General features: G+C 62.5%; 12 protein-coding genes. 11 read left to right on the forward strand and 1 reads right to left on the reverse strand.

Features of this window, described 5'->3' with window-relative positions:
• Window positions 1-19 precede the first annotated feature (19 nt).
• The 10 genes from GC125_RS00875 to GC125_RS00920 all read left to right on the forward strand — a co-directional run bounded on the left by GC125_RS00875 (window position 20) and on the right by GC125_RS00920 (window position 10,486).
• On the forward strand, window positions 20-1,042 hold the full coding sequence (locus GC125_RS00875) for an aldo/keto reductase (RefSeq protein ID WP_151983311.1): 1,023 nt from the start codon (window positions 20-22) through the stop codon (window positions 1,040-1,042).
• A 293-nt stretch (window positions 1,043-1,335) separates the two neighbouring features.
• Entirely contained in the window at window positions 1,336-1,971 is a 636-nt protein-coding gene (locus GC125_RS00880; protein WP_151983312.1) for an alpha/beta hydrolase family protein, read from the forward strand.
• Complete coding sequence (locus GC125_RS00885) at window positions 1,968-2,744, forward strand: exodeoxyribonuclease III (protein WP_151983313.1); 777 nt, start codon at window positions 1,968-1,970, stop codon at window positions 2,742-2,744. Before GC125_RS00880 ends, GC125_RS00885 begins: the two co-directional genes overlap by 4 nt.
• Window positions 2,745-2,916: 172 nt before the next feature.
• Window positions 2,917-3,363, forward strand: a complete 447-nt coding sequence (locus GC125_RS00890) for an RrF2 family transcriptional regulator (protein ID WP_151983314.1) — start codon at window positions 2,917-2,919, stop codon at window positions 3,361-3,363.
• A gap of 102 nt (window positions 3,364-3,465) precedes the next feature.
• The gene (locus GC125_RS00895; protein WP_151983315.1) at window positions 3,466-4,485 is read left to right on the forward strand and encodes a sulfate ABC transporter substrate-binding protein; all 1,020 of its coding nucleotides are present in this window, start codon (window positions 3,466-3,468) and stop codon (window positions 4,483-4,485) included.
• A 6-nt stretch (window positions 4,486-4,491) separates the two neighbouring features.
• A complete protein-coding gene (cysT, locus tag GC125_RS00900; protein WP_151983316.1) occupies window positions 4,492-5,352 on the forward strand; it encodes a sulfate ABC transporter permease subunit CysT in 861 nt (286 codons plus the stop codon).
• Entirely contained in the window at window positions 5,342-6,217 is an 876-nt protein-coding gene (cysW, locus tag GC125_RS00905; protein ID WP_151983317.1) for a sulfate ABC transporter permease subunit CysW, read from the forward strand. The genes cysT and cysW overlap by 11 nt, the downstream gene beginning before the upstream one ends.
• Window positions 6,218-6,245: 28 nt before the next feature.
• Window positions 6,246-7,301 (forward strand): sulfate/molybdate ABC transporter ATP-binding protein, encoded by a 1,056-nt coding sequence (locus GC125_RS00910; protein ID WP_151983318.1) that lies wholly within the window; start codon window positions 6,246-6,248, stop codon window positions 7,299-7,301.
• 4 nt (window positions 7,302-7,305) lie between these two features.
• Window positions 7,306-8,691, forward strand: a complete 1,386-nt coding sequence (locus tag GC125_RS00915; RefSeq protein WP_151983319.1) for an FAD/NAD(P)-binding protein — start codon at window positions 7,306-7,308, stop codon at window positions 8,689-8,691.
• Window positions 8,692-8,749: 58 nt separating this feature from the next.
• On the forward strand, window positions 8,750-10,486 hold the full coding sequence (locus GC125_RS00920; protein WP_151983320.1) for an SLC13 family permease: 1,737 nt from the start codon (window positions 8,750-8,752) through the stop codon (window positions 10,484-10,486).
• Between the two features lie 466 nt (window positions 10,487-10,952).
• Here GC125_RS00920 and GC125_RS00925 read toward each other — a convergent pair whose 3' ends face one another.
• Entirely contained in the window at window positions 10,953-11,747 is a 795-nt protein-coding gene (locus GC125_RS00925; RefSeq protein WP_151983321.1) for an SDR family NAD(P)-dependent oxidoreductase, read from the reverse strand.
• A 96-nt stretch (window positions 11,748-11,843) separates the two neighbouring features.
• Here GC125_RS00925 and GC125_RS00930 point away from each other — a divergent pair, with 96 nt between their 5' ends.
• The gene (locus tag GC125_RS00930; RefSeq protein ID WP_151983322.1) at window positions 11,844-12,737 is read left to right on the forward strand and encodes a LysR family transcriptional regulator; all 894 of its coding nucleotides are present in this window, start codon (window positions 11,844-11,846) and stop codon (window positions 12,735-12,737) included.
• Window positions 12,738-12,840: the final 103 nt, after the last annotated feature.

Raw genomic sequence — 12,840 nt, forward strand, 5'->3', positions numbered from 1 at the left:
TTTGAAAGCGAGAATTGAGATGCGTATTCGAAAATTCGGAAGCAGTGGACTGTTCGTCTCCGAGCTCTGCTTCGGCACCATGACCTTCGGTGGAGAAGGCGGGATCTGGGGCAAGGTCGGACGATTGGGCCAAGGCGAGGCCGACACGCTCGTGGCGGCTGCGCTTGAAGCCGGGATCAATTTCTTCGATACGGCCAATGCCTATGCCGAGGGTCGCAGTGAAACCATTCTTGGGCAATCGTTGAAGAACCTCGGCATTGCGCGTGACGAAGTCATCATCTCCACCAAAGTCGCCTCATCCATGGGGCGGGGTCCGAACATGCATGGCGCGTCGCGTCATCATATCATCAGCCAAAGCCGCGCCAGCCTGAAACGGCTCGGTCTCGATCATGTAGACCTCTACAACATCCACGCCTTCGACCCCGCAACACCGATCGTGGAGACGCTCGAAGCCCTCGACACATTGGTTCGCGCAGGCGACGTGCGGTATATCGGCCTGTCCAACTGGGCAGCCTGGCAGATCATGAAGGCCATCGGAATCTCCGAAGCGCGGCAGCTGGCACCGATCACGTCGGTCCAGGCTTATTACACTCTTGTGGGCCGCGACCTGGAGCGCGAAATCGTCCCGCTTCTGCGATCGGAAAAACTGGGCCTGATGGTTTGGAGCCCGCTCGCCGGCGGCTATCTCACCGGCAAGTATTCCGGAGCGAACTCTGGAGAGGGCGGACGGCAGACCGAGCTGGATTTCCCACCCATCGATCGCGTGCGCGGCGAGCCCCTGATCGAAATCCTGCGCGGGGTGGCGGACAAGCACGGGCGCACACCTGCGCAGATCGCCATCGCCTGGCTGCTGCACCAGAAGGTGGTCTCGACCGTGCTCATCGGTGCCAAGCGCGTCGAGCAACTGCGTGAAAACGTGGAGGCGACAACGGTCGTCCTCGATGACGAAGACATGGCCGCTCTCGATGCCGTGAGCCGTCTGCCCGTCGAATATCCCCACTGGTTGTTGGATGGCGACAGCGATCGGGCGGTCACGGACTGAGCGGCAAATTCGGAGGTTATGCGGCTGATCCGGTGCGGTTTCCAACTGCGCCGGATCATACTTGTACCCAGAGAGCATTGTGATCACCGCAGAACTGTCACTTTCGAACGGAACACGAGGCTCAAGAATGACTTTCGTCCGAGGTCTTTCAGCGACCAGCGAAAACGAGCGTTGATGACGGGGCGCCATCGCCTGCAGGACATGCCATCGCGCTTCAGTGCTGGTCGTGCTGCCCCAGAACGAAACCCCTTCGCGCGCTGGAAGTTATCGACCGTCGGGCAGGGAGATCACGAATGCCACTTCTCATCGATTGCCCGGACGACGCCTTCGCCACGCTCCTTCTTGCTCACGGCGCGGGTGCGCCGATGGATTCCGATGCGATGAATTCAGTGACCGATGCCCTGATGCTTGCCGGCTTCAGGGTCGCGCGGTTCGAATTCGGCTACATGGCCGCCCGCCGGCAGGGTGCGCGCAAGCCGCCGCCGAAAGCCGACCTGCTCCAGGACGAGTACCGCCAGGCGGTGGCAGAGCTTAATTGCGGCGGCCCGCTTTTCATCGGCGGCAAGTCGATGGGCGGCCGCGTGGCGTCGATGGTTGCCGATGGGCTTCATGATGCCGGTGTGGTCGCCGGGTTGTTGTGTCTCGGCTATCCCTTCCACCCCCCGGCGAAGCCTGAGCAACTGCGCACGGCCCATCTGGAACATCTCAAGACGCCGACGCTGATCTGCCAGGGCACGCGCGATCCCTTCGGCACGCGCGAGGAAGTCGGAACATACGCGCTCTCGGATCGCATCGAAATTCTCTGGCTCGAAGACGGCGACCACGATCTGAAGCCGCGCAAGAAGTTCTCCGGCTTCTCCGTTTCCGACCATCTTGCGACGCTCGCCCAAGCGACGCGGAACTGGGCAGAGCGTCTGCTGCGCCCATGAAGATCGCGACCTTCAACATCAATGCCATCAACAAGCGCCTGCCGAATCTCCTGTCATGGCTGGACGTTACGCGGCCGGACATCGTCTGCCTGCAGGAGCTCAAGGCGGAGCAGGGCGCCTTTCCGGAAGAGGCCATTTCCGAAGCCGGTTATGACGCTGTCTGGGTCGGCCAGCGCAGCTGGAACGGCGTCGCGATCCTGTCGCGGATCGGCCAGCCAGTCATGACCCGCGCGTCGCTCCCCGGGGATACATCCGACCTGCAGGCTCGGTACATCGAGGCTGCCGTCGCCGGCATTCTCGTCGCGTCGATCTACGCCCCCAACGGCAACCCGCAGCCCGGTCCGAAATTCGACTACAAGCTCGCCTGGCTGGAGAGGCTTGCAAAACATGCGACTTCGCTGCGCAAGACGGGCGCGCCTATCGTCCTCGCCGGCGACTACAACGTGGCGCCGACCGATCTCGATATCTATCCGACCAAATCCTGGGACGACGACGCGTTGATCCATCCCGAAAGCCGCGCAGCGTTCAAGAAGCTCGTCGGCCGCAGCTGGACCGACGCGATGCGGCATCTTCATCCCGACGAACGCATCTACACGTTCTGGCACTACAAGCGCATGCGCTGGCCGCGCGACGCCGGCCTGCGGCTCGACCATCTGCTGCTCAGCGCCAATCTGCGCGACAGGCTCGAGGACGCAGGTATCGACAGGGATGTGCGAGGGCTGGATGGCGCGAGCGACCACGCACCCGCCTGGATCAGGCTCCGCCCGTCCTGAGGCCGCGGTATGAATTCTCCGGTGTTCTGAAATCCGGCCATCTGATGACACGAGGTGCGGCCGAGCTTATTCATCCCAAGGCATAATCAATCGGCAAGCTTGATATCGAGAGAAAATGCCGATCTTTTTGTTAGGTTCGCATGTTCGCCATTGAGCCACGAGGCAGGGACGAATGATCTCTCAGAAAGCCAAATACGCGCTGCGGGCTTTGGTGGCGTTGGCGCGGGCCGAACCCGACGAACCGGTCATGATCGGCCAGATCGCTGAAGAGCAGGATATTCCGAAGAAGTTCCTCGAGCAGATCCTGCTGGACCTGAAACATCACGGCATCGTCGCAAGCCGACGGGGCAAGATGGGCGGCTATCTGCTGCTGAAAGACGCGTCCGACATCTCGTTCGGCGAAGTTCTGCGCATCATCGATGGGCCGTTGGCGCCGCTGCCCTGCCTCAGCCGCATCGCCTACCAGCGCTGCGACGACTGCAATGACGAAGAGACATGTGAAGTGCGTCGCGTGTTCGAGAAGGTGGCCAATGCTACGCGCGGCGTGCTTGACTCAACGACGATCGCGGACAGTCTCGTTATCCCGGCCGAAAAATTCATTGCGCGAAACCTCGGCTGAGCGGCAAAGCGTTTCCCGCATGAGATTGCCAACAGTGGAAAACTACGTTCTTATACACGACCAAACCGATAGAGTTTAAAGGCATTCCACTCGGAGGTTCCTATGCGCACTCGGTTTTCGAAAATCTTCACAGCGGCCCTTCTGGCCGGCACCGTCCAGTTCGGAGCGCTGGGCATGGCGTTCTCGCAGGAGACCCTGATCAACGTCTCCTACGATCCGACCCGCGAACTCTACCGCGAATTCAACGCCGCTTTCGTTGAAAAGTGGAAGGCCGATACGGGCGAGGATGTCACGATCCAGATGTCTCATGGCGGTTCGGGCGCACAGGCCCGCACCGTGATCGACGGCCTTGCAGCCGACGTCGTGACGCTCGCACTCGAAGCCGACATCAACGCCATCGCCGAGGAGTCCGGCAAGATCCCGGCCGACTGGCGCGGCACGCTTGAAAACAACAACGCGCCCTACACATCGACGATCGTGTTCCTCGTGCGCAAGGGCAATCCCAAGCAGATCGAAGACTGGGACGATCTGATCCGCGAAGACATCGAGGTCATCACACCGAACCCGAAGACGTCCGGTGGCGCTCGCTGGAACTTCCTGGCCGCATGGGCATGGGCCCGCGCCGAATTCGGCGATGAAGAACAGGCCAAGGAGTTCGTCGGTCAGGTCTACCGCAACGTTCCGGTGCTCGACACCGGTGCCCGCGGTTCCACGACGACCTTCGTGCAGCGCCAGATTGGCGATGTTCTGCTGGCCTGGGAAAACGAGGCCTATCTCGCAATCGAAGAACTCGGTCCCGATGCATTCGACATCGTGACGCCATCGATCTCGATTTTGGCCGAACCGCCGGTTGCCATCGTCGACGGCAATGTCGACGAAAAGGGCACCCGCGAACTCGCCGAAGCCTATCTCGACTATCTGTATTCGGACGAAGGCCAGGCGCTCGCCGCCAAGCACTTCTACCGTCCCTTCCGTTCGGAAGCGGCAGCTCCAGAAGACATCGAGCGCTTCGGCGACGTCGAACTGGTCACGATCGAGGATTTCGGTGGCTGGGGTGAAGCGCAGCCCTTCTATTTCGGTGACGGCGGCGTCTTCGATGAAATCTATCGTCCGGGCCAATAATCACCAATGGCATCATCTGCAACCGCATCCGGTTGGAGGTTCAGGCAGCCGAGCGTCATCCCGGGCTTCGGGCTGACGCTCGGCTTCACACTGACCTACCTGACCCTCATCGTCCTCATCCCGCTCGCGGGCCTCGGCATTCGATCCGCGGCCCTCGGCTGGTCGGGTATCTGGACAATCGCCACCGATCCACGCGTCGTTCAGGCGTTGAGGGTCAGTTTCAGCACCTCGCTCATCGCTGCGCTCATCAACGCCGTCTTCGGCGTGATCGTCGCTTGGGTGCTGGTGCGCTACCGCTTCCCCGGACGCCGCATTCTGGATGCGATCGTCGACCTTCCTTTCGCACTGCCGACGGCCGTTGCGGGGATTGCGCTGACAGCGCTCTACGCCCCCAACGGATGGATCGGCCAGCATCTTGCGCCCTACGGCATCCGACTGGCCTACACGCCGACCGGTATCGTCATTGCACTAATCTTCATCGGGCTTCCGTTCATGGTGCGGACGGTCCAGCCGGTAATGGAAGAGATCAGCCGTGAGGTGGAAGAAGCTGCCGCGACGCTTGGCGCAAACCGCTTCCAGACGATCAGCCGCATCATCCTTCCAGGCCTCGCCCCGGCGATCCTGACAGGCTTTGCCCTCGCCTTCGGTCGAGCGGTCGGCGAATATGGCTCGGTCATCTTCATTGCGGGCAATATTCCCTACGTATCGGAAATCGCACCGCTGCTGATCGTCATCCGGCTGGAAGAGTTCAACTACGCCGGCGCCACGACGATCGCCTCGATCATGCTCATCTTCGCCTTCGCGGTGCTTCTCGCGATCAACCTCATTCAGGCCTGGAGCAGGAGGCGGTACGGCTATGGCAACTGACATCACGCCCGCCGTTGTCGATCGGCGCCGCGGCTGGAGCGATCCCGTCGCAGAAAGACCGTTGGCCAAGGCGATCCTGATCGGCATCGCGCTGATCTTCATGGCGCTGGTGCTCGTCGTTCCGCTCGTTGCGGTCTTTACCGAAGCGCTGCGCAACGGCCTCGGTGCCGCGCTCGCAGCGCTTCGCGAGCCGGATGCGCTGGCGGCCATCAAGCTCACCTTGCTGGTTGCAGCCATCGCGGTACCACTCAATCTCGTCTTCGGCGTCGCCGCAGCCTGGGCGATCGCTAAGTTCGAGTTCAAGGGCAAGGCGTTCCTGATCACCCTGATCGATCTGCCTTTCTCGGTCTCGCCGGTCATCGCCGGATTGATCTACATCCTGCTGTTCGGCGCAGGCAGCGTTCTCGGGCCATACATGCAGTCGGCCGGCATCCAGATCCTCTTTGCTGTGCCGGGCATCGTGCTCGCGACGATCTTCGTCACTTTTCCCTTCGTCGCGCGCGAACTCATCCCGCTCATGCAGGACCAGGGAACGGGCGAGGAAGAGGCTGCGATCTCGCTTGGAGCCAATGGATGGCAGACCTTCTGGCGCGTAACGCTGCCGAACATCAAATGGGGCCTGCTCTACGGCGTGTTACTTTGCAATGCCCGCGCGATGGGCGAATTCGGAGCCGTGTCGGTCATTTCGGGGCGCTTGCGCGGCCAAACCAACACGATGCCGCTGCATGTCGAGATTCTCTACAACGAGTATAATTTCTCGGCTGCCTTTGCCGTTGCGTCGCTGCTTGCCCTACTGGCGCTGGTGACGCTCGTCCTCAAAGCCCTTCTCGAACTTCGATACAGCCGCGACGTCGTCGGTCACTGACGCCGAACCGCGACAAGGAAAAGCATTCATGGAACTGAGAATTGACAAGGTCCGGAAGGAATTCGACCGCTTTCCGGCGCTGCATGAAACGTCGCTCGACATCCGCTCCGGTGAACTGATCGCGCTGCTCGGCCCTTCCGGATCGGGCAAGACAACTTTGCTGCGACTGATCGCCGGGCTGGAACGGCCGACGGAAGGCGCGATCTTCTTCGGGGACGAGGATGCCTCGCACCGGTCCGTGCAGGATCGCAATGTCGGCTTCGTTTTCCAGCATTACGCCCTCTTCCGGCACATGACGGTGCTCGACAACATCGCCTTCGGGCTCAACGTGCGCCCTGCAGCGATCCGCCCGCCCAAGCGCAAGATCGAGCGGCGGGTGCTCGAACTTCTGGACCTCGTGCAGTTGCCGGGGCTGGAAAAGCGCTATCCGAACCAGCTGTCCGGCGGCCAACGCCAGCGTGTGGCGCTTGCACGTGCGCTTGCTATCGAACCGCGCGTCCTTTTGCTCGACGAGCCGTTCGGTGCGCTCGATGCACAAGTCCGCAAGGGCCTGCGAAAGTGGCTTCGCGAGATCCACGACAAGACCGGGCATACGACGGTGTTCGTGACGCACGACCAGGAAGAAGCGTTGGAGCTCGCCGACCGCGTCGTGGTGATGAGCCAGGGACGGATCGAACAGGTGGGCACCGCCGACGACATCTACGATCGTCCGACTTCGCCCTTCGTCTTCTCCTTCATCGGCGAATCCAACGCGCTGCCGATCAGGATCGAAACCGGCCAGGCATGGCTGGCCGACCGGCCCCTGGGCATCGATGTGTCCGGCGAAGCCGAAGGTCCGGCAACCTTGTACTTCCGCCCGCAGGACATCGAGATTCTGAGCGGGTGCGGCGGTTGCCTCGCCGGCCCGGTCGCAGCACAGCGACGCGTGGCCGGAACGCGCCATCTCGAACTGGAAATCGGCGGAGACCGAACGCGCGTCGAGATCGAGGTCCCGGCGGATTACCCGATCGGCGAGACCGGCAGGGTTGCGTTCAGGCCGAAGCGCTGGCGACTCTATCGCAGTGGCGGGGTGAGCGGAAATTAGAGGTATGAGCGGCGGCGCAGCAGCGGGTTCCCGATTGTCGTCGCGACCCTTGCGGGTTGCGATCGTCGGGCGGGGTTTCACCGGCGCTGCTGCCGCCATCGCGATCGCCGAAACGGGGGTCGCGCCGGCGGAGCTGCTTCTGATCGACCCTTCGCCGGACTTCGGTAAAGGGCTGGCCTATGGCAAGGCGCGCGACGGCGAATTGCTGAATGTGCGCAGCCGCGACGCGAGCATTTTTCCCGATCGGCCCGACGATTTTCTGAACTGGCTCGGCGTCCGCAATCAGACCGGTTCGCCTTCGCCTGATAACCTCGGCGACACGTTCATGTCCCGTGCCACCTATGGCGACTATGTTGCGGACCGGGCTATGGCCTGCATCGCCAAGGCGCCGCTGTCGCACCGCTTCATCCAGGCGCAAGTGACGGCTGTCGAGCGCGATGCGGAGGGTCGTATCGCCGTGGTCGCCGGCACCGAACGCCTGTCAGTCGACATTGTCGTCATCGCAACCGGTTATGGCATCTTCAGTTCCGAGGCTCGCTTCGGGCGAGCAGCTTTTTCCAGCTTGGATGATGCCGACCTGGCGCACGGTCGCCACGCCGTGCTCGTCGGCACCGGTCTGACCATGGTGGACATGCTGTTCCGGCTTCGCGACATGGGCATTTCGGGCACGATCGACCTGGTGTCCCGTCGCGGCATTCTGCCGGCGCCACATACGGAGCGCGCTGTGACGGCCATACCGTTCGCGCCCGGCGCCCACGATGAACGTCCAAGCGAGATCCTCCACGCCTTTCGTAGGAGCGCGCGAGAGTCCGTCGCCGAAGGCCAGAACTGGCAAGGCCTGATGAACGGATTTCGTCCGATCGCCCGCCAGACGTGGCAAGCGCTCGGCACTGCACACCAGAACACGTTCCTTCGTCACCTGAAGCCCTATTATTTCTCTCACCGCCATCGCCTTCCCCCGGCTTCGGCCCGACGCCTGCGACAGGAGCTATCGCGCGAGGACACGCGACTTCGCCGCGCCGCGGTTCTCGAAGTCGACCAGGACGTCGTCGTCCTGAAGGATCGAAGGACTGGGACGACCCAGCGCGTGACGGCGGACCTCGTCATCGATTGCAGCGGCCATCAATCGTCTGCGCAAACACCGCTGATGAAAAGCCTGCTGGAAGACGGGCTGGCTTGCCGTCCGCGCGCGGGCGCTGGGATCGATGTGGCGCCCGACGGACGCGTGCTCGCAGCAGACGGGAGGCCGCAATCCGACCTCTTCGCGCTTGGCCCGCTCGGTCAGGGAGCACTCTTGGAAATCACCGGCATCCGCGAGATCGTCGAACAGTCCCGCGCGATGGCCGCCATCGTCGCTGCGCAGACACGCAAAGGGCTCGACGCAGATTAGCACTTGCCGTTGCCCGATAGCCCTGTAACCCTCGCCGTTGGCAGCGAGGGTTAGAGGCATGAGTTTTGAACAGGTCGGGATCATCGCCATCCTGCTTGGCATGCTCGGCTGCTTTGCCCTGGAGCGGCCGAGGATCGAGGTTACGGCTCTCTGCGGGCTCGGCCTTGCTTTCCTCATCGGCATCGTTCCGGCCGAGACGATCTTCTCCGGCATTTCCAATCCGGCGGTCATCACCGTCATCGAGATCCTCATCATCGTCCAAGTCATCGGACGGACGCCGCTCATCGAAGTGCTCGCCACGCGCATTCAGCGTCTCGGCGTCGGCAAGCTGCGGATCACCATGGCGCTCTGCGCGCTCACGGCGGGAATTTCGGTCTTCGTCAACAATATCGGCGCTTTTGTCATGGTCCTGCCCATCGCGCTCAGCGTCGCGCGTTCGACCGGCATGGACCCGCGGCAATTGATCATGCCGATTTCCTTCGCCGCGCTGCTCGGCGGGCTCGGCTCCATCATCGGAACACCGGCCAACCTGCTTGTCAGCAACGCCCTCTCCGAACGAACAGGAGCCGGCTTCGCCTTCTTCGACTTCGCCTGGGTGGGCGTGCCGGTCGCTCTGGCCGGTCTTGCGGTCGTAGCGCTCTGGTCGGCACCGCGCATCGCGGGGTTTCGGATCGATCAGGTCGCCCTTGGCGCGGTGGATCGCGCCTTGACGACGGAGGTGTCGATCACTCCAGCCTCACCTCTTATCGGGATGACTCCGCGTGATCTGCAGGCATCCCACGAGGCCCAGACCTTCGCCATCATCAGGAACGGGCAGCACGTGTTCGGGCGGCCCGACACGATCCATCTCGCTGCGGGCGACCTCTGCGTCATACGCATCGCGCACAGTCGACTGGAACGGATGATCGACGCGAGCCAACTCGGCTGGACGGGCTTCATTCGGGCGCGGGAGATGGCGGAGATGGTGGTGACACCCGGGTCTCTCCTTGTCGGTTCGCTGCCGCGCACCGCCGCCGTCTTCGAAGAGTTCTCGGTCACGGTGCGGGCCATCGCGACCCGCAGCACCCGGGTCGAGGGGCGGCTGTCGGACATTCGTCTGTCGGTCGGCGACATCCTCTATGTCGAGGGCGATCGGACCGCCATCCTGTCGGCGGTGGACGAGGCCGAAGCGCTGCTGATTGCGCCTGCCAGCCGATCGACCGGTCCCTCCGATGGCTCCATGATGCCGCTGTTCTTCTTTGCCGCCGGCATCGCAGGTGCGGTGAGCGGCCTTGTCCCGCCCGAAGTCGCATTCGGCGGCACCATTCTCGCCATGCTGATCGGCGGCCATCTCAATCTGCGCACCGCGCTCGCAGATCTCGATTGGCCGATCCTGATCATGCTGGCCGCGATGATCCCGCTTGGCGATGCCGTTCGCCACACCGGCACTGCCGATCTCATCGCTGCGGGCATCATCGGCTTTCTTCCGGGAACGCATGAGCTCATGCTGTCCGTCGCCATGCTGGTCGTCGCGGTGATCATCACGCCGTTCGTCAACAATGCTTCGACGGCGATCATCCTCGCCCCGATCGCGCTCGAACTCAGCGCACGCACGGGTGCTGCGCCCGAACCGCTGCTGATGGCGGTGGCGATCGGCGCTTCCATCGATTTCATGACGCCTTTCGGCCATCACAACAACACGCTCGCAATGAGCCTCGGCGGCTATCGCTTCCGGGACTTCGTGATTGCCGGCGGCCCGGCGACAGTCACCGCCTTCGTCACGGCCGCCGTGGCCATAGCTCTCTTCTGGACCTGAGGCGTGTCGATCGTTCGGCAGCAACGCGCTGGTCCCGGCTTCTGAATCAGAAGTCCTCAATTCCGAGTGGGATGACCACAAATCAGCGGACAACGCTTGCGTAAAGGCACTAAGTGCAGCCATCGATCCGGATCGACATCAAAGCTCGATATGGCGCCGACGCTTGAAAACGCGGGTGGCGGGGCGGGCAGAAGCTTTTGCAGACTGTACTGACCTTCGCCGATGCGCACGGCTTCGGCAAACCCATCGCTGACTTTCGCTGGCCTCGATGCTGCCCGGCACCTTTACGAGGCGTCCGGGTTTTCACTGTCCGAAAAGCGCCCGGGATCGCTATGGGGAAAGCAGGTTCTGGAACAGCGGTTCCAGAGAAAATGACCTTAGTATCGGGGACCTCACCCACGAAAGGTGAGGGCAGCCGCAGCGTCGACAGCAACGGCTCGTCCTACACCTCGTTCGCGACAAGTTCTCAGACGCCGTAGCGAGGGGCGGGTGTTCCCGTCTGGCTGGCGGCGAACAACGTGTCGCTGGCCGCGGCATATTTGGTCCACAGATCTGCATCGCCAACGGAGGGAAAGGTGATCGTTTCTCCGCTGTCGAGGCCCGCCAGTGCCGCATCGACCATCGTGTCGACATCCATGACCAGATCGGCCGGGATCTGGTCGAGCGGCATGATCGTTCCGTCATAAATCTCGGTTGCGACGCCGGCCGGCAAGACCGCCTGAACCCGAACGGCCGTCTCCTTGAGCTCTTCCTGTAAGCCGCGCGTGAAAAGCAGCACATAGGCCTTGCTGCCGCCATAGGCCGACGTGATGGGAGAGGCATTGATTGCCATCACGGAGCCGATATTGACGATCGTGCCCCGATTGCGCGCGATGAAGCCAGGCAGTGCAGCCCGCGAGAGCCGGGTCAGCGCAGTGATATTGATCGCCAGCATGGAATCTAGCGCTTCCATATCAAGGTCCGCGGTGGCGCCGAGGCGCGCAACGCCCGCATTGTTGATCAGCATGTCGATGGAAGCATCTGCGGTCAGAATGTCTGCCACTTGCCGCAACCCATCCGCACTCGCCAGATCGGCAGCCACGGTCTGCACGGCTATGCCATGCGTGCCGGTCAGTTCGCTGGCCAGCTTTTCAAGCCGGTCACCGCGGCGGGCGACCAGGATCAGATCATGCCCGCGTGCAGCAAGGCGTTCGGCATAGGCGGCACCGATGCCGGACGAAGCGCCGGTGATGAGGGCGGTAGAACGTGTAACGGTGGACATTGTGCATCTCCAGATGATGGAAGACTGGAGATAGGAAAGGCCTCGCTCCTGCATTAGACTGAATAGTATGATTGGGTTCATCGGCAGGAGCGATAAATGAAGCGGGAAGATTTGAGCGATCTTGCGGTCTTTCTGGCTGTTGCGGAGGAGCGCAGCTTCACCCGCGGCGCGATCCGGCTTGGCTTGTCGCAGGCAACGCTGAGCCAGACGGTCAGCAATCTCGAACGCCGTCTCGGCATCAGGCTGCTGGCGCGCACCACGCGCAGCGTCCGTACCACCGAAGCGGGCGAGCGACTGCTGGAAACGCTACGCCCTGCGCTTGCCGATCTCGACGCGCAAATCCAGACGCTGGCCGCCATGAGCGATACCCCGACGGGCACCCTCCGGCTGACCACCATCGGCTATCCAGCAAGAGCCTTGGTCCTGCCGGCACTGTCCGGCTTTCATGAGGCTTATCCCGGTGTGAAGCTGGAAATCTCCGTGGACGATGCTTTCACCGATATCGTCGCCGGTGGGTTCGACGCTGGGATCCGCTTTGGCCACAGGGTCGAAAAGGACATGATCGCGGTGCCGATCGGCCCGGATATCCGCGTCGCGGTGGTGGCGACGCCCAACTATTTCGAGCGTTGTTCCAAACCGGAGAACCCGCGCGACCTGTCCCGGCACGACTGCATTAATTTCCGTCTGGCAAGCGCCGGCAACATCTTTCGCTGGCAGTTCTGGGACAAGGGCCGCCCGCTCGACGTCAAGGTCGAGGGCTCCTTGACCGTCAATGACGGCGACACGCTTGAAGCGGCGGCGCTGTGCGGGCTGGGACTCGCCTATCTCTTCGAAGACCAAGTCGCGCCGCATCTCGAAAGCGGGGCGTTGGTAAGATGCCTCGAGAAATGGTGCCCGCCCGCGCCGGGTTATCATCTCTACTATCCCACAAGGCGGCAGAAAACGCCGGCTTTGGCAGCGCTCGTGGAGACGCTTCGCTACAGATCCTAGCTTCGAAAGCCATCCTGAGTACGGCTGCAGGCGCGCGCCGTCGAACGTGGACGTGCAGCCCTATCACGCCATCCACAAGCTCAGCGAGCTTTGCCGGGGAAAT

This window comes from Rhizobium sp. EC-SD404 (assembly GCF_902498825.1).
Classification (GTDB): domain Bacteria; phylum Pseudomonadota; class Alphaproteobacteria; order Rhizobiales; family Rhizobiaceae; genus Georhizobium.